Here is a 24800-nt window from a genome sequence, read left to right as displayed (position 1 = left end):
CAATGATATCACATCATTGGCTGCCAATTTGACGCTATAACATAGAAAACACCATAACTTAAACGTTCATCAAATCAGCTTCTTTTTTAGTTAAGCGACTGTCGATGGTTTCAATAAATTTATCGGTAATTTTTTGAATATCATCGCTGGCGCGGCGCTCATCATCTTCTGATATTTCTTTTTCTTTTGCCAACTCTTTAATGTCATTCATCATATCGCGGCGAATATTACGGATAGATACGCGACTATTTTCAGCTTCACCGCGCGCCATTTTTTGCATATCGCGGCGTGTTTCTTCGGTCAATGCTGGCATGGGTACCCGAATGACGTCAGCAGTCATAGGATTTAAACCCAAATCTGCTTCACGAATGGCTTTATCGACGGCCTGAATCATGGTGCGCTCAAAAGGCTGTACCAACAATGTACGTGAGTCTTCAACGTTGACGCTCGCCACTTGATTCAACGGTGTAGGCGAACCGTAGTAGCTAACCATCACACCTGAGAGCATACCTGGGTGGGCACGACCCGTACGTACTTTACTAAAGGTGCTGTCCAGCGCCTCTAGCGTTTTGTGCATACGCGCTTCACCGTCTTGCTTAATCTCTTTAATCATCATCAATCCTTATTTATCGTTACCGATATATCTTATTTATTCATTGCTGTTAATACTATTTTTTATAACGCTTACCATTGTTAACTTAACTGCATAGGTTTATAGCTTATTAGTGAAAAACGCGTGTGCCTTTTAGTGAAAAACGCGTGTGCCTTCATTTTCGCCCATAATGACGTTTAATAACGCATTAGGCTTCGTCATATCAAATACTTGCAGCGGTACATTGTGCTCACGGCATAAGGCAATGGCGGTTAAATCCATCACGCCAAGCTTTTGCTCTAATACCTCATCAAAGGTGAGACCATCATATTTCACCGCATCGCTGTGTAAGCTTGGATCTTTATCGTAAACGCCATCAACTTTGGTCGCTTTTAAAATCAAGCCGGCTTCAATTTCAATACCGCGCAAGCAAGCGGCTGTATCGGTGGTAAAGAACGGATTACCTGTACCGGCAACAAAAATACAAACTTCGCCATTTTTAAGATAACGAATCGCATTACGGCTGCTGTAACTTTCGGTCACTTCGCCAATCGGCAACGCTGACATCAAGCGCGTTTTAATATTGCGGCGCTCTAAAGCATCGCGCATTGCCAAACCGTTCATTACAGTCGCAAGCATTCCCATTTGATCGCCAGTCACACGACCGACCAAGCCTTCTTTTTGTAATTGTGCGCCACGATATAAATTCCCGCCACCAACAACAATCCCGACTTGTACCCCAAGACCACGCAAATGGGCGATAGACAAGCTCATTTTATCGAGCACGTCGCTATCAATACCCATATCTTTACTACCGGCCAAGGCTTCGCCAGAGAGTTTGAGTAATATACGAGAATAGCGGGGATTTTTATCAGACATGAAGACACCTTGCTCTTATTAAATTATCATTAAAATGCGTGTGAATACCCAGATAAACATAGCCTATCGACCAGCGTTGGCTAAATTGCGCTAATTGTAGCAAAAACTGCCCACTGTTGGGCAATTTTTACTACAATTGCAAATCAGATGCTTAGCTCTTTTCTATACCTTACTTTTAGCCTTGATAACTGGCAAATAAGTCATACTCGCTGGCATCATCAATAGTCACGGTTAAAAACTGACCGACTTGCACAGCTGCCGTAATATCATCGACATAGACGTGACCGTCAATCTCAGGGGCATCAGCGTAACTACGACAAATCGCAACGCCCTCTTCAACATCAATCTCATCGACCAATACCATTAAGGTTTTGCCGATTTTTTCTTGCAGTTTTTGCGCAGAGATATCTTGTTGTAACGTCATCAAACGCTCGTAACGTTCTTGTTTAATATCTTCGGGTACGTGGTTGGGCAGGTCATTCGCCACCGCGCCTTCTACTTCTGAATAAGTAAACGCACCAACACGATCAAGGCGCGCTTCGACTAACCAATCTAGCAAACACTGAAAATCTTCTTCCGTTTCACCCGGAAAGCCAACAACAAAGGTAGAGCGAATAACGATGTCTGGGCAAATCTCACGCCACGCATGAATACGCGCCAAGGTGTTTTCGCTATGCGCAGGGCGCTTCATGGCTTTTAAGATACTATGACTGGCATGTTGAAATGGGATGTCAAGATAAGGCAGCAGCTTTTTCTCGCCCATCAATTCAACGACTTTATCGACATGCGGATATGGATACACGTAATGCAACCGCACCCAAATACCCAGATCATTTAACGCTTGGCATAAGTCATAAAACTTTGACTTTAGCGGCATACCATTCCAAAAACTGGTCTTATATTTTAAATCTAGACCATACGCAGAGGTGTCTTGCGAGATGATTAACAACTCTTTTACGCCCGCTTTTTTTAGCGCCATGGCTTCATTCATTACGCTATCAATCGGACGCGATACCAGATCACCACGCAAACTCGGAATAATGCAGAACGTACAGCGATGATTACAGCCTTCTGATATTTTTAAATAAGCATAATGACTGGGCGTGAGTTTAATACCCGCCTCATTAATCAAATCTATTTTTGGATCATAACTGGCATCCAAACTACGGTCAGGCTTAGGCACATGCAGCGCGACTGCTCTAATGACTTCATCATAGGCATGAGCACCGGTCACGGCTAGCACAGCAGGGTGCATTTCACGAATTTTATCCGCCTCTTTGCCCAAGCAGCCCGTGACAATGACTTTACCGTTTTTACTAATGGCTTCACCAATCGCATCAAGCGACTCTTGCACAGCAGATTCAATAAAGCCGCAGGTATTAACCACGACCAAATCAGCACCTTCATAATCGCTGGCAACTTGATAACCATCGCGGCTCAGCTCAGTGATAATGCGCTCACTATCGACCAATGCCTTAGGGCAACCCAGTGAAACAAATCCAATCTTTGGCGCACTTATTGTGGGGCTGACAACACTTGCCTGCGCTATTGCATCGCCACTTTGGGCAATACTACGGTTTTCATTATGATTGGCTTTATGATGATAAGGCTCACTGCTATCTGTCACGGCTGACTGTTTTGTTTCCTGTTTTTGCATTTGTGCTTGCGCAGGATTAAACACAGTCGCCGTATCTTTTAGCGTTGCTGACGATGAAAGCGGAACAATAGTGGCGGATTCGGTAGACGTTTTGAGCATAGCTGACCTTGCTAGAGATAAATTGGCTGAGCGCATTGTACGTTTTTTTTGTCATAATCACCAGTTTTGAGGCGCTATAGTATTGATTTTTAGTTATATATTATTATCAGCATATCTAAAAGCGACGCTTACTATAGGATGATAGTGCTCAGCTGCCTCAATTTATTTATAAAAAATCACTTTAAAAACCTTTAATTATCAAACAGTTAAAAGAAAAATAGTAAAAATTAGCAAAATAATTAAAATTAATTACAAAAAGGGCTTGCCAAACCCTGCGAACTCTATATAATAGCCAACCACTGAGACGCACTACCGAATCAGTTATTTATCTCAATGGGGTTTGAATTTAAACGCTGAAGATGATAAGGTAACGAAAATGGGGCTGTGGCGGAATTGGTAGACGCACCAGATTTAGGTTCTGGCGCCGCAAGGTGTGAGAGTTCGAGTCTCTCCAGCCCCACCATTTTCGGATAGTACATCTTAGACCAAATATCAAAACCTGCTTTTTAGCAGGTTTTTTTGTGTCTAAAATTTAGTATTTTAACTTTAAATGACGCTACTTTACTTGTTTACTATTTCTTCTAAATCTTTTAACACCTCTTTCATATTCTTATAGCGCTTCTCAATTCGCTTTGCTAATGCTTTATTAATGATATCTTGATACTGCTGATATGCTTCAAGTAACTTTGGCATGGGCTTTTGACAATGTGCAATTGCCCAATCATGCAACACCTCATTACTTTTTTGTCCGCTCACTTTAAACGGTCTACTACCGGTTAATATCTCAAATATCATAATTCCAACAGCATAAATATCGCTTTGCACTGTTGCGCCCTGTCCTTGCCAGCGTTCAGGTGCAAGATACGCGGGCGTACCTGCGGGTTTATCGCTTTTAACCCCATCAAAACGTTGAGCTAAAGCAAAATCCGTCAATAATAATCTTGGGGTCACTTTGCTATTATCGGCATGATTGGGTGCAAAATCCTCTAGCAATATATTACTTGGCTTGATATCGTTATGTAGCCAGCCATGTTGATGTAAATGAGCAATCAGATACGCACTTTGCAAAATAAGTTGATATTTTTGCTTATGGGATAGTGTTTTATGTTGGGGTAAATAATTTACTAAGCTACCGTTTTTATAATAAGGCATGACCATAAAAGTAAGCTGGTAAGTGCTATCCAATACTTGCCAGCGTAATGTGCGACTGTCTAACAATGCTGGTGCAATAGATACAGAACTATCTTGAAAGTGTTTTGTGGTACTCAAAGCTTTTAAAACAGTAACTTCATGATTAAGTAAGCTAGCAGATGTGATATCTAAATTAGACAGGTTTTTATTACTATGCACGAACGTCCATTTAATCATCACGTACCCAAACTTTAGATGCTCGGCACGCGTTAAACCTTCATACATAATTTTTTTATTGAATGGTTCTTGAGTAAGAAACTGCTGACTAATACGTTGATGGGATAATTCATAATAGCCCAAATCTGTTAACGCAGTCGTTATGCTTGGCAATATCTGCTCCGCTTGGGTGCGCAATTTTTGGGTGTTTACTTCTGCTACTGATATGTCTTTGCTACTATTTTTCATGCTACAGTCAAACCTTTATGAAAACGTTATATCACCATTAAATATAATATCAATTTATTAATAGAGCCATTATGTCTGAACTTTCATCTTCTTACGCCTTACCTGAACCGTTACTTGACTTATTGACTCAGTACTTACAGCAACAAGTGACACCGACTATTGAGATTGATCCCGCTCAGCTGGCGTATCGCTGGGTTGGTGGACATACTGGTCATCTAGAACCGTTGTCAGTTAATTTATTTTTAAGCTTGGATGATTTACATGGTATTGATACGCAAAAGGCAAAACTGGTACAAAATACTCGCCAATTTCTTAAAGGCTATCCAGCAAACCATGTGTTAATGACGGGAACACGCGGTGCGGGTAAATCGTCGCTGATTCGTGCATTGCTGCAAGCTTATCATGCTGAAGGATTGCGAGTGATTGAGATTGCCCGCGATGATTTGTTGGTGCTGGATAAAATCCGCGCAGCGATTAATGCGCTTCCAGCGGATTCTAATTGTCGCTATGTGGTGTACTGTGATGACTTGGCATTTAATGGACAAGATGAGAGCTATCGCACGTTAAAGAGTGTGCTGGATGGGTCGCTCGATTCAGAACAAGACAAGTTACTCGTCTATGCAACCAGTAACCGTCGCCATTTATTGCCACAATTAATGAAAGACAATGTTAATATTTACAATGGGCAAACCGATGAGGTAAACCCGTACGAGACCATTGATGAAACCGTGTCGCTGTCTGACCGCTTTGGTTTATGGCTGTCATTTTATCCAATGAATCAGCAAACCTATTTGCAAATCGTGCAGCATTATTTAGTCATTCAACAAAAACAAATGCCAGCCAGTAATATTAAAAATGCTGAGCTTGCTGAAGATATTAGAGCCAATGCGCTACGCTGGGCATCAGAGCGTGGCGGACGTTCAGGGCGTGTAGCCTATCAGTTTAGTCGCTATTGGGTTGGTCAAGCTCAATTAAAAGCTGCTGATAACCTACTATAAATCCTAAACGTCTATTCTCTAGCAGCTATTCTTTATTATCGCGTACAGAACCTAGATACTGTACACAGTTATCCGCTTCACCCTCTTTAGCGCCATTGATAACATATTGAGCAAAATCAGCGGCTAGCCATAGATTGCCTTGATAGGTACTTTGCGCATCTTGGCGGATATGTCCCATATTTGGGGTTGCACTTTGCGGATTATCAAAGCTCTGATAACGAGCGCTAAAGTGGGTTAATATTAGATTTTTAATACCATTATCTTGAGCAAATCTACCTACCATTTGTGCACTACTATGCATGGGGTCAAATTCAGGATTTTTAGCTTGAATACGCGCTAACACGTCAGACGTATAGGTCGCCTCGTGTACTAGAGCATCTGCCCCAACCACCGCTTGAGCAAGCAAGCCAGGATTGTCATTGTCACCAGCGACAATGATTTTGGTCAATAGTTGATTATCATGCACATAATCAGCACAACGTACATGCTGACCCTCTTCGGTATCAACGTCTTGACCTTGTTGCAGCTTACCCCATAGCGCACTGGCTGGAATGCCATCTGCTATTAATTTCGAAGTATCTAAAGTACGCTGACTGATGGTTTGCGTGACAGTAAAGGCATGCGATGGCACGCGGTGCGATAAAGGCGTGATAGCAATATCAAGCTGTTGCTGCTTATCTAGGGCGATAGTAATTGTGCCATCTTGTTCCATCAACACATCTTCAATCGCCATAAAATTGATAGCAAATGGGAAATGAAGCTCAGTAGTTATCTTTACTGATTCTAGTAATTTAGCAATGGCTTTTGGGGCAATAATGGTAAGTTCGTGACGTCGTCCGGACATTGCGGCACTTGCCAGTAAACCGGGTAAACCATAACAATGGTCACCATGCACATGGGTAATACAAATAGCAGTCAATTGATGCAAAGACAATTTAGTATGTAAAAGCTGCTGCTGTGTGCCTTCCCCACAATCTACTAGTAACCACGGACGTGATTTCTGTTGCTGCGTGCCGCCTGCGATATAAGGGTTTAAGCACTCAACTGCCAGCGCGGTAACATTGCGCTGTTTGGTAGGCACACCTGCCGATGTTCCTAAAAAAGTCAGTTGTAACATATAGTATTATTCATTTTGATTAAGAGTGATCATGCTTGGTTTATGAAACGTCACTTACGATACTTTGCACAATAACGTCTTTTCAGCTTCTATAATCTGCCCGCCATTGGCAAAGCATTGATTGACCATACGCGACTCATACGACTTATAACCACCATAAAAACTGGCACCACATAATAAAGCGACCAGTAGCTTCTGCGACCAGGCTTTGATAGACACTTGCTGAGGATTAATAGGTGCCTCTGATAGCGGTGCTGCCTTATTAGGATCTAACTCATTGCGATTGCTCATGATACTGCCTTTTAGATAACTTACTTAATAAAGCCATATAATAACAAAAACCGCCTCAGTTATTGAATAAAGGCGGTTTTATTTTAGTGTTTTAGTTGATGAATGATCAACATTATTGACATATTATTATTAATCCTATCGACCATTTACTCTTAAAAACGCACTTGCCCACCTTTGGTAACAGCGATTTTGAAGGCAGCCCGTTCTTGGCAACGTTTTAGCCAATTGAGCAGATTAGCATATTTGGTAGTGTCCAATCCAGCGCCAGCGTTGGCAGCAACGACTGGAATATACATTTGGATATCTGCGCCACTAAACGCCGCTCCTGCAAACCAATGATTGTGTTGCAGCTGGTGCTCCATCATGTCGAGCATGGTGGTCAGATTATCACGAATCATACTGCTTTCAACTTGCTTACGAATGCCTTTACTTATTGGCTTAATAACCATCGGTGACTTTTCAACCACTTTAGTAAACACCAATCGCATGACCAATAAAGGCATCACCGAGGCTTCAGAAAAATGCATCCAAAACGTATAGTCTTCCCAAGCCGCAGTATCGTCTTCGGTCGGTTTAAACAGATGCGCATAATCATACTCTTTAAGCAGATATTCGATAATAAATCCTGATTCAACCAATGCGCGCTCATTAACTTCTAAAATAGGCGCGTGCCCTAAAGGATGAATTTTCTTGAGACTTTTGGGTGCAAGGTAAGCTTTATTACGCTGATAACAGGTTAATTTATAATCCGCATTCAACTCTTCTAATAACCATAAAATGCGAAATGAGCGTGAATTTTCTAAATGATGAAGATGTAACATAATTGATCCTAATACTAAAAGGGTAAAATCGTCCAAACATAGCGTTACAGATGATTTTTGCAAAGAATCATAGCGTAATTACCTAGCATTTAATACTGCTGCACTAGGTTCTGGTTACGAAAAATAGTGCCTATACAGTCAGTTTCACCAAATACAAACGCTCAGCATATATCCTGAATCATTTGCTCAGAATTGTTGGCATTGTTATCATATTTAGGAACTATAAAAATTTATTTAAACGGCAACTGATCATTTTTGCGATTGATTCTGTCAATTTTTCGCTGATAGCGTTTAAGTTTACGAAAACGATGTGCTGCCAATACGCCTTTAATACGGCGCTTTTTAATGCGGCGCTGCGGCGGGAAACTATCAACTTGGGGCTCGTGATAACCATGTAGCCGATTATTACGTTTACGCGTGATATAGGCGAGGACACTTTCCGTAATCATAGAAACTAATGCCAGCGTAATCATGACATACATAAACAAAGAACCGCCCTCGTCTAAACTTTGATTGAGCACGGTAATTGAAAATACAAATAGCAGCATAGGCTCAAGGTAGCTTAATGCGCCAAATAATGAGACTGGCAATTTGCTACTAGCAACCATGGTTAATGACATCGCAAGCGCACTAAAACCGCCCAATAGCGGCAATAAATACCACAAAGTAGTAGATTGCGCTGCCATACCAAAGCCGCCATTAAAGTACAGCATGATTAACACCACTGGCGTCAGCAATGTTAAGTCTGATAACAAACCGGTAATCGGTGGTACAGCAAGCTTGCGCCGTAATAGATAATAAGGCGGATAACCGAAACAAGTAAATAAGGTCACCCACGATATCGAGCCATATTGCCATAAGTCATAGCCAATGCCCATCGCGGCACATATCGCTGCCACCCACTGTAATCGACTCATACTTTCACGATAAAAAAACCGCCCAATCAGTATCATGACCAGTGGCAATAAAAAATACCCTAGTGTGACATCAAGACCAAAACCATTGACCGGTCCCCACATAAACAGCCATATCTGCCCACCCAAAATCGGCGTTGGCAGCACAAATAATAGCCACTCTTTTGGGGTTTTTAGCGTTTTAAGATAGTCAAACACATGTTGCCATTGCTTAGTGGCACTGACCAATAACACCAAACTTAGTAGCATCATTAAAATGCGCCAAGAAGCTACCTGCGTTCCTGACAAAGGCTGCATAAATAGCCCGAATAAAAACATCAGGGAAAACAGTAGACTTGATGATACCGATGCTAGCGTGCCTTGTACGGTTGGGTTAGTCGTTAACATAACCATCGCCTTTAAAAATAAATTTAAAAAACCCTTAAATATAACTTTTAAAAATAACACTTAACTCAATAAGTGCGGCTATTATTTAGGAAAAACAAAAGCCTCAGACGATAACGTCGGAGGCTTTTTTATAACAATAATGGTGCAATAACAATGAAAACTAAATCAACTTATAGTCATAAAAGCTTATTTACAGATATCTAGATACTTACTCTGCGTCCGTATCATCGAGACTATTATCAAAGCTATCATCAATACTGTCATCAATATCACCACTAACGACGTTATCAACTGCATCATTGATATCACTTTGCGCTTGACCGTCCACGGTAAAAGTACCGTCTTCTTTTAACGCATCAATTAATTCATTATCGTCTTCTTCATGCTCAACGCATGCCATAGCGACCAGCTTTTCATCTTTTGAAAGACGAATCAAGGTGACACCTTGAGTATTACGACCAGCACTGGCAACATGCTCAACCGGTGTACGTACTAATGTGCCTTTATCCGATATCAAGATAATATCATCTTCAGGGTTAACATCAGTAGCTCTTACTAATGCACCATTACGCGCGCTAGTTTTAATGGCAATCACACCGCCACCGCCACGATGCTGGGTATTAAATTCTTCGATAAAGGTACGTTTTCCAAAGCCATTTTCACAAGCAATGAGGATTTCACGTACATCATCTTCAATCACGACCAATGACTTGATAACATCATCAGCAGCAAGACGCATACCACGAACGCCTTTTGCCGTACGCCCCATCGAGCGTGCATCATTTTCATCAAAGCGAATGGCTTTACCACTAGAGGCAAATAACATCACGTCTTGGGTTCCGTCAGTAATGCGCGCGCTGACCAGTTTATCACCCTCTTCTAAACCAACTGCAATCAGACCGTTAGAACGAATAGTGGCGAACTGTTCAAGCTCAACTCGCTTCACCGTACCATTAGCAGTCGCAAAGAATACGAAATGCCCAGTAACCTCTTCCGTCGTCTGTGGAATCGGTAGAATGGTCGTGACTGATTCATCACCAACCAGACCGATTAGATTTACTAATGGACGACCACGTGCACCGCGACTGGCAATTGGCACCTCAAAGCCACGTAAGCTAAACACACGGCCGGTATCAGTAAAGCACAGTACCGTTGAATGAGTTGAAGTGACCAATAAATGATCAATCACGTCATCTTCTTTCATCGCAGTAGCAGATTTGCCTTTACCGCCACGTTTTTGCGCCACATAGTCATCGATTGGCTGAGTTTTAGCATAGCCGGTACGCGATACGGTCATGACTACAGTTTGCTCTGGAATCAAATCTTCACGGCTAAAGTCAGTACGTGAATCAACAATATCCGTACGACGTTCATCGCCAAAGTTGTCACGAATCTCAATCATCTCGTTCGAGATAATCGTCATAAGCTTATCAAAATCGCCAAGAATAGATTCTAAATTAGCAATCTCACGTAGCAAATCTTGATATTCTTCAGTTAATTTATCTTGCTCAAGACCAGTTAAACGGTGCAATTGCATATCTAAAATAGCATTGACCTGCTCAAGGGATAAGCGATAACGCTCAGCGCCTTCAATCAGACCAAACGGTGCTTTTGGATCTTCGCCTTCAATAAAGTCTGGACGTACAGATTGGCTACCAGCGGCTTTAAGCATCGCTTGTACGCTACCTGAACCCCATGTGTTATTTAGCAAGCTTTCACGCGCCATACCACGGTTAGCAGACACTTTAATCTCAGCGATTATCTCGTCAATATTTGCCAATGCTACCGTTAAGCCTTCAAGTAAATGCCCACGCACGCGTGCTTTATTTAGCTCATAGATAGTCCGGCGCGTCACCACTTCTTGACGATGACGGACAAAAGCCGCAATCAGTTGACGTAAAGTGAGTAACTTTGGCTGACCGTTATCGAGCGCCACCATATTAATACTAAAGCTAGACTCAAGAGGCGTTTGTAAGAATAGGTTATTAACAATCACTTCAGCCGTTTCGCCGCGACGTAGGTCAATAGCGATACGCATGCCGTCTTTATCAGACTCGTCACGAATCTCGCTAATGCCTTCGATTTTTTTATCACGCACCAATTCAGCAATACGCTCAATCAGCTTGGCTTTATTGGCTTGATACGGCACTTCAGTAAAGACAATGCGCTCACGGTCACGGTTGACACCCGTATCTGCCATCGCCTCGATATGATAACGACCACGAATATGCAAGCGACCTTTACCGGTGCGATAAGCATCTTGAATGCCTGCACGACCATAAATAATACCGCCTGTAGGGAAATCAGGACCTGATATATAAGTCATCAATTCTTCAGCCGAGATTTGCGGATTGCTGGCATAAGCCAAACACGCATTAATAACCTCAGTCAGGTTATGCGGCGCCATATTGGTTGCCATACCAACGGCAATACCAGTCGCACCATTAATCAATAGATTTGGCACACGCGCTGGCATGACGCTGGGCATACGCTCAGAGCCATCATAGTTGTCTTCCCAATCGACCGTATCTTTGTCTAAATCCGCGAGCATCTGATGGGTCAGCTTGGTCATACGCACTTCGGTATAACGCATTGCCGCCGGTGGATCATCGTCGATCGAGCCAAAGTTACCTTGACCATCAACCATAGGATAACGCAAGCTGAAATCCTGCGCCATGCGCACAATCGCATCATACACTGCACTATCGCCATGGGGATGGTACTTACCAATGACATCCCCGACCACACGCGCCGACTTCTTATACGGTTTATTATAGTCATTAGACAACACATGCATCGCATACATCACGCGGCGGTGTACAGGCTTGAACCCATCACGCACATCAGGCAGCGCACGTGAGACAATCACGCTCATCGCATAATCCAAATAGGATTGTTTTAACTCTTCGACGATGCCAATAGGACTGACTGATTCGCTCATATACCTTCCTTCACTCGCCTCCATCTCCTACCGTCTCACTTCTTAGCTAGTATTAATATGATTATTAACCATAATTTTCATCGTTATACAAAAATAAAGCTGCTTAAACATGCAGCAATTATCGATATACAAACTATAAAAAAGCACTGCTAAGCGTGCAAAACAAAGGGGAAATGGCGATACTGTTTTTGTTAAAAGTAATGTTGAATAAAAGAAGCTATTTTAGCACAAATTTGCCTATTTAGGGGCATTTGCATGCGATTAAGCATGAGGTCTAAGGAAGTTTTTTTGACTGTAATTTAGGCGGATTTTCAATTATTGTAGACAAAATATTTCTACCCGCTACACTAAGCACAATTTTAAAATCGGCAACTTACATAAAGGCTTTTATTCTTATGGACATCATTTTAGCTATCGTTTGGATGTTGGCAATGGTGCTTTATAGCTTCTCTAGCGACTATGCGGTCAGCTTTCCCAATCATAATAACCGCGCCTTACCTTTCATACGCTGGGGCTCGCTACTGGTTGCTATGGCATTGTCCGCTTATTTGGCGCAAGTATATCAAAAGAACTTGCAGGGAACTGGTATCTGGGTATTTATTGCAGTGGTGTTTGTGATTATTACCTTATCAAAGCTGGTATTTAAATGGGTCATCAAACGGCGACGCTAAAGTCATAGCAAGCAAACAACCTAATTGATATCAACCTAGTAAAGACGATGTAAACCCTTATGCAAATTAATAATAAAGATAGCAACGCGCAAAATTTAATAGAACAAGAAGACAAGCGTACCGACCGTAGCTTTGATGCCATCGCCGATCACTTTGAAAAAAAAGTTTATGGCGGTTTAAAAGGTGAAATACGGCTGGCAGTATTGCGTCGCGATATTTTTGAGTATGTTTATGAGATGAGCCAAACGCTTGGACGTCCTTTGCGTATCTTAGATGTGGGCGCAGGACTGGCACAAATAGCCATCGAGCTTGCGGCGCAAGGTCATAATGTAGTTATCAATGATATCTCAGCCAATATGCTTGATAAGGCAAAAATCAGTGCTGAACAAGCTCAAGTATTGGACAATATTAGTTGGCATGTATGCCCGTACCAAACATTAGAGCAACAATTTACTGCTGACAAGGTAGAAAAATTTGATTTAATTCTCTGCCATGCGCTGCTCGAGTGGCTCGCCGAACCTGCGGATGTGATGGACTTTTTTAATCGACATCTGACCGACACTGGAGCGCTATCATTATGCTTTTATAATCCGGCAAGCTTTGATTATCGTAATCTGATTATGGGCAATTTTAATCTGCTCGATAAGACAGATTATAAAGCCGACAATAAAAAAAGCCTGACGCCGAATCATCCGGTAGCCAAGCAAGAAGTAGAATCATGGTTAGAGAAGCATCATTATGAGACCATCGTCAGTAGCGGTCTGCGTGTCTTTCATGATTATGCGCCATTAAAACGTGGTGGTCATAACGATCCAGAAGCGGTAATTCGTATGGAACTGCGTTACTCTCAGCTAGAGCCGTATAAATGGTTGGGGCGTTATTTACATATTTTAGCTGCGCGTTAATCTCTGTTTTTATTCATTAGGTACGATCATAATCTGACCAAGTGGTGGCATTGATATTTTTTTCATCAAAGACCACCACATGTTTAAGCATGGGAAAGATACCAATACGCGTGCCAACGTCATGATTATGATGACTGGATACCAACGCCAATACCGTTTGTCCATCGTCCAGTTGCAAGCGATACAGATAATTTGCTCCGCGAAATACTTGTCCAATCACCAATGCCGTCTGCGTGCTGTCATCATCATGAATGATATCATCAGGACGCACTAACACCTTAATCAGCGTACCATTAGGGTAATCATAATCGCAGTACTGTGGCTGTCCCAACTCATTATGGCATTCCATTCGGCGGTAAATATCGCCAAGCGCGGTTTCTACGTGACCTTCTTTAATCACGCCATCAATCATCGCGCCTTCACCAACGAATTCCGCCACAAACGGGCTAACCGGTTGATGATATAGCTCGGTCGGGGTTGCCCATTGTTCCAGTTTACCTTCATGCATGACGCCCACTTTATCAGCCAAAGCAAAGGCTTCATTTTGATCATGCGTCACCAAAATCGCAGTAGTATTGGTACGTTTCAAAATATCGCGTACGCTCATAGCGAGCGACTCACGTAAGACCACATCAAGGTTAGAGAACGGCTCATCAAGTAACAATAATTTAGGCTTCGGTGCTAGCGCTCGTGCTAACGCAACGCGCTGCTGCTGACCACCGGATAGTTCGGCTGGACGCTTGTCCGCATGCGCTGTCAACTCAACAAGCTCAAGCATCTCTGCAACCCGTGCTTTTTTATCAGCAGCCGACCATTTGTTTAGCCCAAAAGCGATATTTTTAGCCACGCTTAGATGCCCAAACAGCGCATAGTCTTGAAATACCATGCCCATACCGCGCTTTGGTGGCGATACCGCATAAGATTGTGATGCCGTCTGCTCCGTTAAACATTGATTATTTAAGCTAATCGTACCAGCACGCGTCGGCTCTAATCCAGCAATAGCGCGCAATGCCGTGGTTTTACCGCAACCGCTATAGCCCAAAAAACAACCAATTTCACCTTGTTGCAACGTTAATGACAGCCCATTTACGACCGTGGTGTCATCATAACCAACGACCAAATCTGTAATACTAAAATAAGAGGTATCCGTGATACTAGTGGATAGTTCGGCTGATACTAACGCTACTTTATTATGCTGAAAGTTATGCTGCGCTTTAGTATCAGTTGACGAATGCTCGGGCTGGTCTGCGGCTTCGTTTACAAGGTTAGTATACATAGACAGTACCAATAAAATAGGCGGTGGATGACGCGAACAGTAACGAGGACAAGTAAAAATTAAAAAATAAATCGTTCTCTAAAAATTATTCATATAACAATTATTCATATAACAATTATTAAGAATGGGCAAATTAATACATATTACTCATGACTTATTTTAACAGATTTGGCTAGCCGTTTTTATCACTTTGGCGTAGCAATATCCAAACTGGTAGCAGCCCGACCAGCACAATAAGTAAGCTTGGCAAGGCGGCACGTGCCCACATACCTTCGCTGGTCATCTCAAATACCCGTACTGCCAGCGTATCCCAGCCTTGTCTTCGCGTCATTAAGGTAATGGGCATCTCTTTCATGACTTCAACAAACCCCATTAATAAAGCTGTAAGTACGCCAGGGCTTAATACAGGTAGCACTACTTGACGCCATCGCTGAAAAGGGCTGTCGCTAAGCAATTTCGCTGCGGCTTCTTGATTGGCAGTCAAGCGCTGCAATTGACGATCAACAGGCTGAAAACTCACGGTCATAAAACGGGTTGATAATGCTAATAGCATCACAACCACACTGCCCGATAGCACTGTATGCGACGTTAACCCAAAGGCAATAAACTGATTATCGAGCCACGCAATCGGGATAAATACCCCAACTGCCAATACTGTACCGGGCACCACATAGCCTAAATTGGCTAACGTGGTCATTAATTTAGTCAATTTATCAGGATATTGTCGTTTTATCCACGCAATAACAATCGCAAGCACGGCAATAAATAGCGTAGTCATACTCGCCAGCAAAAGACTATTAATAACAAAATCAATGTAACGCGCATCAAAATCTTGGCGAAAATTTACCGCTGTCCAATAGATAAGCTGTAAAAATGGCACTAAAAATGCCAGCAAAAATACCACGGTGCATAATAGCGTCATGCCAAACTTGGCAGGTTTACTGGTTTCAAAACGGCGATTACTGCCTTGTGTGCTGCCTTGACCGCGCTTGGCTTGCCAATATTGTTCAAATAAGACAACAATAAATACCACACCAATGAGCAATGCTGCCAACTGAGCCGCCGTCGTCAAACTAAAAAAGCCAAACCATGCCTTATAAATAGCCGTGGTAAAGGTGTCCACGTTAAATACCGATACCGCCCCAAAGTCCGCCAGCGTTTCCATCGCTGCCAGTAATAAACCACCAATGACCCAAGGCAACGATTGCGGTAGTGCCAACCGAAAAAATACCCGACTGCGACTTAAGCCCAACATTTGACCCGCTTCAATTGCCCGTCGACCTTGAGATAAAAAAGCCTGACGTGCCAGCAAATATACATAAGGATAAAATGCTAGCGATAGCACAATGCCAGCGCCCCAAACGTTACGCACCGAAGGAATAGCTGTGGTGATACCAAAATCACGTAATGCGGTCTGCAATGGACCACTAAAATCAACGATTCCCACCGTCACAAATGCCATCACATATGCCGGAATCGCCAGTGGCAACATCAGCGCCCACGCAAAAAAACGCTGACCGGGAAAACGATACATACTCGTTACCCATGCCAGCGCCGTCCCTATGACTCCAGAAATAACCGTAACCATTAATAGCAAAATAGCCGTATTTTTGAGCACTTGCGGCAAGATATACTCGCGCATATGCGTCCAAATATCGGCTACTGGCTGCGTCCATGACAACAGCACAATAACAATTGGCACCAGCATAAACAACGAAATCAGCCCTAAGACTGATTTTGAAAGAATACGTTTGGTAACGGTATGGTCTTTAGGCACAACACGGTCGTGCTCACCTTCATTGCCTTCACGAACAGACGCTTTTGGTATTGTTATCATTGAATTACTGTCATCATAAAAGTATTACCATCTCAGGCGCATCAAAACCGTATTATATTGTACTTGCCTATTAGAGTATATTTATTAGAGCAATCGATAATTATTAAATATGACTCTCAAATTTAGTTAGCAAATATAGTTAGCAAACATACTCATCAAATAAGACTGCGCACTATAACGTAGGTTAAGAGTAAGTATAAAAGCGTCTATCAATAATGCAAGATAGATAGACGCTTATTAATTAATTAATCAATTAACCAATCAATTACTTATTTATAACCGGCTTTATCCATCATTTGAATGGCTTGAGTTTGCAGGGCACCGAATTTTTGGACGCTGATACCATCTTGTTTGAATGGACCCCAAGATCTTAGCATCTCTGACTCATCAATACCTTCTTTCACGGGATACTCTTTATCAGAGCTAGCATAGATACCTTGCGCTTCATCAGAAGACAACCATTCCATCAATTTAAGCGCGCCATCTGGATTGTCAGAGTTAGCAATTACGCCAGCGCCTGAGATATTTACGTGCGTACCAGTAGTGTCTTGATTCGCCCAGAATATTTTTACTGGGAAATTAGGCTTTTCATCAAGCAGGCGACCATAGTAATAACTATTGGCAATACCCACTTCACACTGACCAGCAGCAATGGCTTCTAACATGCTGGTGTCATCGCTAAAGGCGTCAGTTGCTAAGTTAGCAACCCAGCCACGAATCACTTGCTCGGTTTTTTCTACGCCCAAGTTTTCCATCATACTGGCAACCAATGACTGGTTATAGACCGCTTTTGATGAACGCAAGCATAGCTTACCCTTCCATTTTGGATCGGCTAAATCGGCATAGGTAGACAACTGCGCGGCATCAACTTTGCTTGGGTCATAAAAAATCGTACGCGCGCGTAATGACAGTCCTGTCCACATGCCTTTAGGGTCACGATATTTAGCAGGTACGTTAGCATCTAACACAGTAGAAGCCACTGGTTGCAACAATCCTTGCTCTGCTGCTTGCCATAAATTACCGGCATCAACGGTCAACAGCATATCGGCTGGCGTATTTTTACCTTCCGCTTCTAAACGCGCCATCAATGGACCCGTTTTATCGGTTACTAGCTCAATTTTTACGCCCGTCTCTGCCGTATACTTATCCAATAATGGCTTAATCAACTGCTCATTACGTGATGAATAAATGGTCACAACTTGGTCGCTACCTGTCGTTGCTTTGCTATCAGTTGCAGCTTTACCTGCCGCTGCGGTAGTGTCAGCTGGCGCGTCAGTCGCTGCACCCTGCTCAGGCGTTTCTGCTTTATTACAACCAACCAACCCTAACATTAAGCTAAACACCACTACAGATAACGTGGCTTTAACAGGGCGAGTAAAAGATAGAGGTGCTGCAACCGCATTCAACGACATGGTTTTCTCCGTAAATAACACAATGAACAAATGAGAAGGAAGGATACAATCAACTGCGAATGACTAAGAAAAACTGAAAATTTGCTGATAAATTCATGCTAAAAACACAAGCCAACATACTAATAGAAATGATAGTAATTATCAATACATTTATCTACTGCGCTAATAACAGGAATAAACACCTGCCTTTAGCCTGATTAATGGATAATAAATGAGGCTAAATGTATGAAGAAGCCAGATAAAGGCGCTCTTATGTATAGATATAAATGTCATATGACAGTTCTATAATGCTTTATCCGACCAATTAAACCCTACTAATTGCTATGCAATAACCATTGTCCTAAAATCACATTAACTGCCGCCTCCGTACGCAGTATTCGACTACCGATATTGACGGACAGGCATCCATGAGCCGTTAATAGGTCAATCTCATAATCAATCCAACCGCCTTCCGCACCAATACAGACCACACTCGGTAATATGGGCTTAGACATTTTACAGAGACCATTAAGTTGTACCGTATGGTCATTATGGACGGCGTTAAGATTGTTGAAATACTGCTTAAGTGACAGCTCGCTATAAGGATGAGCAACAATGGCAGCCCCAGTGATAAGACTTGCCAGCTCATCTTCAACAAAAGGCTTAAAGCGTTTTTGTAATCTAATTCGCGGCGCGATGGTATCGACCCCTTGCTGTAACCCTTCTAAAACAAACTCGTTAAGGCGGGCAAGTAACGGACTTTGCCAATAGCTTTTTTGAGTGCGATAGCTATTAATTAAGATAATATCGCGTACCCCGAGTGCGGTCATATCCATGATTAAACGGCGTAATACTTTTGGGCGCGGCAATGCCAAAATGACGGTCACATCAAGTTTTTTTGGTGGCGCATTTGTCAGCTTAACGTCGCCTAACTGAATCTTCTCTGCGGTCATTTCTGCAATGATTGCAGTACCTAAATTACCTTCAAGTTGACCTATTTTCAGTGTATCGCCTACTGTCGCACCCAATATGTCTTTGATATGCTTAATTTGACCAGTATCATGAATCTGAGCAATATTCGCAGTAATGTCAGCGGCAGGTAATAAAAGACAGTTCACAGTACAGGCTCCTGATTCGAAGATTGCTCAATTACGGCTTCTATTAATTGCAACTGACGCGGCAGTACTGACTGCTCTTGTTCTGCCAGTTCTGCACCTGCTTGACCTGCTTGCTTGGCAAGGGTCGGCTCACTTAGCCAAAACTGCAATTGCTCATAAATAAGGACATTATCGTCAGTAGCTGAAAGTTGCATAATAGGTTTAGCTTTACCTTGCTCAGCAGTTATTTCATCAGCAACTATAGGTCGATAAAAATCGTTGTGAGGTTGATATAATGCACCCACATCAGCGAGTTTATCCACGACCGTTTGGCACGACTGCGTATAACGTCCCATCAAGATAGGCGTTGCGACGCTGGCAGGTTCGACCGGATTGTGTCCGCCAATATCGATCAATGAGCCACCAACCAGCGCTACATTTGCCGCTGCAAACCACATCATCAGCTCACCCATGCTATCCGCCAAATAGACTTGCGTGTCGCTAGTGATTGCCTCGTCCATACTACGCCGCGCCATCCTTAACCCTGATTCTTGAATTAAAGTTGCGACCTCATCGAAGCGCTCTGGATGTCTGGGCACTAGAATTAATAAAGGATTCTGACCACTCGCTACCGTGAGTAACTGCTGCTGCCATGACAAAGCTATTTCTTCTTCACCGCTATGAGTGCTCGCAGCTACCCAAATAGAACGTTTTAAACGCTCTAGCCCTTTTACCTTCGGTGCTATTTTTTTATCATTCAATAGTCGCTTTTCATTACCATGATTCATCTTAGGCGCATTAATGACCCATTTTAGCGAGCCTGCAACTTGTACTTGCGACGTCTCAGCGCCCAATTGTCGAAAACGCTGCGCTGAATCGTCATCTTGCGCAATAATCAATGTTAAATTCTGCATCATACTGCGACTGACTGCGCTAATTTTTTGATAGCGACTAAAAGACGCTGCCGATAGCCGTCCATTTACTAAAATGCTGGGGATTTTTTGCTGAGCAAGCATATATAAAATATTTGCCCACAGTTCTGTTTCAACAAATAAAACAGCAACAGGCTGCACGTGCGCTAGGAACGTTTTAATCACTGCTGGACTGTCTACCGGCACATAGCTGTGACTCATTTTTCCGTGAGCAATCGCATCGGCAAAGCGGCTAGCACCACGCGCAAATCCAGTTTGCGTGGTGTTGGTCAGCCAAATTTGATAGCCCTGCTGTAATAATTGATCCAACAACGGCGCTACCGTATTGGTCTCACCCAACGAGACGGCATGGCACCAAATGACTTTACTATCAGCAGTATGTTTATTGACTGGGCGCGGTGGATAGGATTTGCCAAAACGCTGTGCCACTTCTTGTTGATAGTTATCACGCTGATGCGAGCGCCGCCAGACTTGGAGACGATACAAGGGTTTTAATAGACCAATAATCAGCCGGTAATACCAAGGCGGCGGACTGACCGCGCGCGCGCACAATTGTAGAGGCGCAGCATCCTTAGTAGTAGATGAAAAAGGTAGTGAAGAAGGAGGCATGTAAAAAACTCAGATTAATAATTGGCTAGACAGTAGTTAAATAATAAATAGATATGAATAGACATAAATAGCTATTATTTACAGCAATATATTCTAAAAAACTTATACGAAGATAATCAGCAATAAAGCAGCGATAGCAATAGCGGCTATCAACAGCTGATAGCGCTTTATACTATGCTGCTCCTTCTGTTGCACCGATATCAATGCTTGCGCTTGTTGCCATTGCGCTATGACCGTTGCCGCTTCCGGATGTCCATTTTTAGCGGCTTGCTCAAGCCATAACTTACCTGCATCCATATCTTGCGATACGCCTACGCCTTGATAATACAGCTTACTGAGCAGGCGCTGGGCACGGCTGTCATTGGCACTAGCTGCTTGCTTGACCCACTCTATTCCTGCTACCTCACTAGCATCTTTATCCGCTGTCAGCCCTTCACCCAACAGCTCATACATCGCCAGTCGCGCCATTGCTGCACTATTGCCAGCGGTTGCTGCTTCTACTAATAGTTGCAGGGCACGTTGGCGTGCGTGTTGATGCGTTTCAGAAAACATCACTTGAGCCCGAGGTTTATCTTGCTTAGCAATATGCCGTTCAAACTGATCAAGAATCTTGCACGCTTGCTGATATTCACTATTGCCAGCGGTTTGCACGACTTCTATTTCGTCAAGCTCAATAAGCAACTGAGTAAATATTTCTGGCGTGACAATAATTGGTTTTACTAAACTCTTAGACCTTAGCGGTTCAACATTTGGAAGTTCAACTGTTGGAGATAATGGAACAGCCGAAACAGTTTGAGCAACTGGCTCTATCATTGATTGCTGAGTGGCTGCCATAGGTATTTCAGGCGTTGATTGAGTCAATTTTGATACTTGTGACAATGATGATACTGTGCTCACTACTGGCTCAAGTTGAGGCTTAGAGCTTAAGTGTGATTTAAAGGCAGAATTAAAATTACTCTGAACGCTGACTGTAGAATCAGATAAAAATTCTGTTACGGCTTGATACAAGCCGCCCGCAACTTGCCCACCAAAAACGGTATGAAACTGACGATCAATATGCCCAAATATGCGCATACCAATAGGCTCTAATGCAAAAAATATAGGCGCGAGAGAATTTTTGTTGGACGTATCAAAAGAGCTGCTTTCAATAGACAACGCCATATGCTGATAAAAATTATCAGTTATCATATGCAGCTGCGGATAACGCTCGCGTAATTCAAATTTCCCGTACCAATGAGCAGTATTCTCACTCTGTCTTGCCAGCACGCGCCCAGCATAAAACGCTAAAAATACGAATAAATTGCGATAGCTATTATCCGCTAGTATTGCCTGCTCATGCCACTTATCCGTTTGAATTAAATCACGGCGCAGCTGCGACAACAGCATATCAACCCGTTGCAAGCTCAGCAACGACTCATCGAGGGTGCAGTCTTGTAATGCTGACTCATAAGCGATACCGCCTGCAATAGAGCGCTTGGCTAAAAAATCTTGCCAGTAGCCGTCAGACATATAATCAAGTGAGGTTATTAGCGTAGGCTCAGTAGAGGGAAGCGGCATAAGGCAAGCTTATCCTTATAAAAATATTGACTCAACGATAAATAAATAATGAAATAAACAATGATTAGCTGACAAAGATAGTTCTTGAGCCAATCACCTTAACCTAAAATCTATAACGCTACAATAAAGGACTGAATAAGCGCACGACATTATCAAACAAGCGCTCGTAACTACTACGCTGCTGCCATTCCTCTAAGCCTAAAAAGCGACAATTTTGTAAGTAGGTTTCTTGACAATGTGCCACTTGCGCCACCATCTCCGGTGTATAAATGACCAACGTGACTTCCATATTTAAATAAAAACTGCGCATATCAATATTAACGGTACCAAATAGACAATAGTCATCATCAATCACCACCGTTTTGGCATGTAACAATCCCCCTTTAAAGAGTGCAATTATCACACCTGCTTCTAACAGCTCTTGATAATACGCTTGAGAGGCATGCTGAACCAAAAACGAATCGACCTTTTCAGGAATAATGAGGGTCACCTCAACGCCACGTTTGGCCGCTATAATCAGTGCGCCTGATAACGCCTCATCTGGTACAAAATAAGGGGTCGTGATGCAAATGCGTGTATTAGCGCGATGAATGACCGTCACTAAGGTATTGTAAATCACATGGGCTGTCAGCTGCGGTGCGGATGGAATCAGCTGCGCCACCACCCCATGGACGACCGGCATCTGCGGAATAACAATGGACGTGGCTCCCATCGTAGGCGGATCATAATAGTCTGCCAACTCATCGAGCAGCTTGACTCGACTATGTATCTCATTAATAGCCGGCGTACGCACATAAAGTTTGCGCGTATAGCTATTCACGCGTTTTTCTAGTGCATCCAGATTATCATTATTCTCCGCACTGATATCAGTCACGACCACCTTAGCCATCGCTGTCGTAATACTAACTTCATGTTCACTGACACTGCGGATTGCCACATCAATCCATTGCCCAACCGCTTTATCTTGCTTAAAAAACTGCGGATCGACCAAATTAAAGCTGCCGATATAGCCGACATGCTCATCAATCGCCACCATTTTGCGATGATTGCGCAAGTCTGAGCGCTGAAATAACGTCTTAAACAAGCCTACTGGCAGCGACTGATGAACAAAAACACCGGACGCTTCTAACGCCTTATGCGCATCGCTATTAAAAAAGCTAAAACTGCCCACACTATCAATCAGTATATGACATTCTACACCGCGCCGCGCCGCCGCCATCAACGCATGAACAACCTCTAATACCTGTCCCATTGGATATAAAATATAAAATTCCATCAAAATGGTGCGTTGCGCTCTCTCAATATCTGCAATGAGACGCCTAAAAATAGTATCGGGGGTAGTTAATAGTTGCATCTGCTGCTCAGGAAACACACCAAAACCTGTCCAACGCGTGCCCATCTGACTCACGCCGCGATAGTGCACGGGCAGTAACTCTTGCCCTTTATCAAACACCAAGCGCTCACGCTGCGCCATCTCATTCATCAGCTGCCGTGCCTGTAGCACCCGCTTGCGATAACGCCTACCAACCATCGGCTCGCCCACCAGTATATAAGCAATCAGCCCAACAACCGGCAAAGTAAACAGCATTGCTATCCAAGCAATGGCCACACCGATATTGCGCTGAACGGAAACAATGCGCAGCGTGAGCACCACCATCAGAATAATATGCAGAATTAAGCCCAATCCTGCAAAATCCGTCCACGACCAGCTAACCATCTGTGAATCAGCCGCCAATGTGTCTACCCTCATCTCCATCCGTATCTAACTCGGTTCAAAATAACTCTCTTATTATCTGTCTATATTAAAAGTATCATACTCATACTACGGTAAAAGTGCGCCTAGTATAGTGGCTTTTAGTAGGCTTACAAGTCGCCAACGCTATAATCCCTTTGACGGTTTGATTGTTAGAATTTTTATAATAGTTAATTTATTTATAAAATAATGAAAATAATGTTTGACAGCCCATCATAAATCTATATACTACACACCCACAGCAACGGAGCTTAATGAGTTCTACGCTGTTAGATTTATCATTATGATATCTCAAATATTCATTAAAGAATGACTCCTTTATTGAATGAAGCTTTAGAAAATATCATTTAAAGTATTTTCTTTTGCGAAGCTAAAATTGCACTACAGTTTTAAAATGCTTCTCAGGGTGATTAGCTCAGTTGGTAGAGCGTCTGCCTTACACGCAGAATGTCGGCGGTTCGAGCCCGTCATCACCCACCA

The 24800-nt window shown here is 42.9% G+C and carries 19 protein-coding genes and 2 tRNA genes; 5 read left to right on the top strand and 16 right to left on the bottom strand.

Annotated features, from left to right (window positions below):
* Positions 1-58: 58 nt before the first annotated feature.
* The 3 genes from frr to rimO all read right to left on the bottom strand — a co-directional run bounded on the left by frr (position 59) and on the right by rimO (position 3227).
* Positions 59-613 (bottom strand): ribosome recycling factor, encoded by a 555-nt coding sequence (gene frr / locus AAEY78_RS05795; RefSeq protein ID WP_352338091.1) that lies wholly within the window; start codon positions 611-613, stop codon positions 59-61.
* 132 nt (positions 614-745) lie between these two features.
* Positions 746-1471 (bottom strand): UMP kinase, encoded by a 726-nt coding sequence (pyrH, locus tag AAEY78_RS05790; protein WP_062535841.1) that lies wholly within the window; start codon positions 1469-1471, stop codon positions 746-748.
* Between the two features lie 175 nt (positions 1472-1646).
* On the bottom strand, positions 1647-3227 hold the full coding sequence (rimO, locus tag AAEY78_RS05785; RefSeq protein ID WP_352338089.1) for a 30S ribosomal protein S12 methylthiotransferase RimO: 1581 nt from the start codon (positions 3225-3227) through the stop codon (positions 1647-1649).
* Positions 3228-3605: 378 nt separating this feature from the next.
* Between rimO and AAEY78_RS05780 the strand changes: the two genes are divergently transcribed.
* Positions 3606-3690: transfer RNA gene (locus AAEY78_RS05780), tRNA-Leu, on the top strand.
* Positions 3691-3788: 98 nt separating this feature from the next.
* Here AAEY78_RS05780 and AAEY78_RS05775 read toward each other — a convergent pair.
* Positions 3789-4823: a serine/threonine-protein kinase gene (locus tag AAEY78_RS05775; protein ID WP_352338087.1), complete on the bottom strand. Its 1035-nt coding sequence runs from the start codon at positions 4821-4823 to the stop codon at positions 3789-3791.
* 71 nt (positions 4824-4894) lie between these two features.
* On the opposite strand from AAEY78_RS05775, the gene AAEY78_RS05770 reads away from it, so the two are divergent.
* Complete coding sequence (locus tag AAEY78_RS05770) at positions 4895-5821, top strand: ATP-binding protein (protein WP_352338085.1); 927 nt, start codon at positions 4895-4897, stop codon at positions 5819-5821.
* Between the two features lie 25 nt (positions 5822-5846).
* On the opposite strand, the gene AAEY78_RS05765 is transcribed toward AAEY78_RS05770, so the two are convergent.
* The 5 genes from AAEY78_RS05765 to gyrA form a co-directional block, all read right to left on the bottom strand.
* Positions 5847-6938 (bottom strand): ribonuclease Z, encoded by a 1092-nt coding sequence (locus AAEY78_RS05765; RefSeq protein ID WP_352338083.1) that lies wholly within the window; start codon positions 6936-6938, stop codon positions 5847-5849.
* A 54-nt stretch (positions 6939-6992) separates the two neighbouring features.
* Entirely contained in the window at positions 6993-7229 is a 237-nt protein-coding gene (locus AAEY78_RS05760) for a hypothetical protein (RefSeq protein ID WP_352338081.1), read from the bottom strand.
* Positions 7230-7381: 152 nt separating this feature from the next.
* Positions 7382-8050, bottom strand: coding sequence for a glutathione S-transferase (locus AAEY78_RS05755; RefSeq protein ID WP_352338080.1), 669 nt, complete (start codon positions 8048-8050; stop codon positions 7382-7384).
* A 230-nt stretch (positions 8051-8280) separates the two neighbouring features.
* Complete coding sequence (rarD, locus tag AAEY78_RS05750) at positions 8281-9351, bottom strand: EamA family transporter RarD (protein WP_352338078.1); 1071 nt, start codon at positions 9349-9351, stop codon at positions 8281-8283.
* 208 nt (positions 9352-9559) lie between these two features.
* Entirely contained in the window at positions 9560-12292 is a 2733-nt protein-coding gene (gyrA, locus tag AAEY78_RS05745; protein ID WP_352338077.1) for a DNA gyrase subunit A, read from the bottom strand.
* A 395-nt stretch (positions 12293-12687) separates the two neighbouring features.
* Between gyrA and AAEY78_RS05740 the strand changes: the two genes are divergently transcribed.
* Together AAEY78_RS05740 and AAEY78_RS05735 are read left to right on the top strand one after the other, a co-directional pair.
* Complete coding sequence (locus AAEY78_RS05740) at positions 12688-12963, top strand: hypothetical protein (protein WP_352338076.1); 276 nt, start codon at positions 12688-12690, stop codon at positions 12961-12963.
* A gap of 59 nt (positions 12964-13022) precedes the next feature.
* Positions 13023-13868, top strand: coding sequence for a methyltransferase domain-containing protein (locus AAEY78_RS05735; RefSeq protein ID WP_352338074.1), 846 nt, complete (start codon positions 13023-13025; stop codon positions 13866-13868).
* Between the two features lie 16 nt (positions 13869-13884).
* Here AAEY78_RS05735 and AAEY78_RS05730 read toward each other — a convergent pair whose 3' ends face one another.
* From AAEY78_RS05730 to AAEY78_RS05700, 7 genes are all read right to left on the bottom strand, one after another.
* Entirely contained in the window at positions 13885-15144 is a 1260-nt protein-coding gene (locus AAEY78_RS05730; protein WP_352338073.1) for an ABC transporter ATP-binding protein, read from the bottom strand.
* 172 nt (positions 15145-15316) lie between these two features.
* A complete protein-coding gene (locus tag AAEY78_RS05725) occupies positions 15317-16981 on the bottom strand; it encodes an ABC transporter permease (protein WP_352338071.1) in 1665 nt (554 codons plus the stop codon).
* Positions 16982-17250: 269 nt separating this feature from the next.
* Positions 17251-18393 (bottom strand): extracellular solute-binding protein, encoded by a 1143-nt coding sequence (locus AAEY78_RS05720; protein ID WP_352338069.1) that lies wholly within the window; start codon positions 18391-18393, stop codon positions 17251-17253.
* Positions 18394-18707: 314 nt separating this feature from the next.
* Entirely contained in the window at positions 18708-19490 is a 783-nt protein-coding gene (locus AAEY78_RS05715) for a 16S rRNA (uracil(1498)-N(3))-methyltransferase (RefSeq protein WP_352338067.1), read from the bottom strand.
* Positions 19487-21010: a 3-deoxy-D-manno-octulosonic acid transferase gene (locus AAEY78_RS05710; protein ID WP_352338065.1), complete on the bottom strand. Its 1524-nt coding sequence runs from the start codon at positions 21008-21010 to the stop codon at positions 19487-19489. The genes AAEY78_RS05715 and AAEY78_RS05710 overlap by 4 nt, the downstream gene beginning before the upstream one ends.
* A 102-nt stretch (positions 21011-21112) precedes the next feature.
* Entirely contained in the window at positions 21113-22567 is a 1455-nt protein-coding gene (locus AAEY78_RS05705; protein WP_352338063.1) for a tetratricopeptide repeat protein, read from the bottom strand.
* A gap of 118 nt (positions 22568-22685) precedes the next feature.
* Positions 22686-24323 (bottom strand): cardiolipin synthase, encoded by a 1638-nt coding sequence (locus AAEY78_RS05700; protein ID WP_502943678.1) that lies wholly within the window; start codon positions 24321-24323, stop codon positions 22686-22688.
* A gap of 401 nt (positions 24324-24724) precedes the next feature.
* Between AAEY78_RS05700 and AAEY78_RS05695 the strand changes: the two genes are divergently transcribed.
* Positions 24725-24800: transfer RNA gene (locus tag AAEY78_RS05695), tRNA-Val, on the top strand.

This window comes from Psychrobacter sp. 16-MNA-CIBAN-0192 (assembly GCF_040309565.1).
GTDB lineage: Bacteria > Pseudomonadota > Gammaproteobacteria > Pseudomonadales > Moraxellaceae > Psychrobacter.
Note: the sequence above shows the minus strand (reverse complement) of the source record. Positions and strands in the feature narration are given on the sequence as shown.

Excerpts from the sequence above, each read along its gene's own strand:
- AAEY78_RS05725 (WP_352338071.1), bottom strand. The coding sequence starts at position 16,981 with ATGATAACAATACCAAAAGCGTCTGTTCGTGAAGGCAATGAAGGTGAG.
- AAEY78_RS05710 (WP_352338065.1), bottom strand. The coding sequence starts at position 21,010 with ATGCCTCCTTCTTCACTACCTTTTTCATCTACTACTAAGGATGCTGCG.
- AAEY78_RS05775 (WP_352338087.1), bottom strand. The coding sequence starts at position 4,823 with ATGAAAAATAGTAGCAAAGACATATCAGTAGCAGAAGTAAACACCCAA.
- AAEY78_RS05735 (WP_352338074.1), top strand. The coding sequence starts at position 13,023 with ATGCAAATTAATAATAAAGATAGCAACGCGCAAAATTTAATAGAACAA.
- AAEY78_RS05740 (WP_352338076.1), top strand. The coding sequence starts at position 12,688 with ATGGACATCATTTTAGCTATCGTTTGGATGTTGGCAATGGTGCTTTAT.
- pyrH (WP_062535841.1), bottom strand. The coding sequence starts at position 1,471 with ATGTCTGATAAAAATCCCCGCTATTCTCGTATATTACTCAAACTCTCT.
- AAEY78_RS05770 (WP_352338085.1), top strand. The coding sequence starts at position 4,895 with ATGTCTGAACTTTCATCTTCTTACGCCTTACCTGAACCGTTACTTGAC.
- rimO (WP_352338089.1), bottom strand. The coding sequence starts at position 3,227 with ATGCTCAAAACGTCTACCGAATCCGCCACTATTGTTCCGCTTTCATCG.
- AAEY78_RS05705 (WP_352338063.1), bottom strand. The coding sequence starts at position 22,567 with ATGCCGCTTCCCTCTACTGAGCCTACGCTAATAACCTCACTTGATTAT.
- AAEY78_RS05720 (WP_352338069.1), bottom strand. The coding sequence starts at position 18,393 with ATGTCGTTGAATGCGGTTGCAGCACCTCTATCTTTTACTCGCCCTGTT.
- AAEY78_RS05760 (WP_352338081.1), bottom strand. The coding sequence starts at position 7,229 with ATGAGCAATCGCAATGAGTTAGATCCTAATAAGGCAGCACCGCTATCA.
- AAEY78_RS05700 (WP_502943678.1), bottom strand. The coding sequence starts at position 24,323 with ATGGAGATGAGGGTAGACACATTGGCGGCTGATTCACAGATGGTTAGC.
- AAEY78_RS05755 (WP_352338080.1), bottom strand. The coding sequence starts at position 8,050 with ATGTTACATCTTCATCATTTAGAAAATTCACGCTCATTTCGCATTTTA.
- AAEY78_RS05765 (WP_352338083.1), bottom strand. The coding sequence starts at position 6,938 with ATGTTACAACTGACTTTTTTAGGAACATCGGCAGGTGTGCCTACCAAA.
- rarD (WP_352338078.1), bottom strand. The coding sequence starts at position 9,351 with ATGTTAACGACTAACCCAACCGTACAAGGCACGCTAGCATCGGTATCA.
- frr (WP_352338091.1), bottom strand. The coding sequence starts at position 613 with ATGATTAAAGAGATTAAGCAAGACGGTGAAGCGCGTATGCACAAAACG.
- AAEY78_RS05730 (WP_352338073.1), bottom strand. The coding sequence starts at position 15,144 with ATGTATACTAACCTTGTAAACGAAGCCGCAGACCAGCCCGAGCATTCG.
- gyrA (WP_352338077.1), bottom strand. The coding sequence starts at position 12,292 with ATGAGCGAATCAGTCAGTCCTATTGGCATCGTCGAAGAGTTAAAACAA.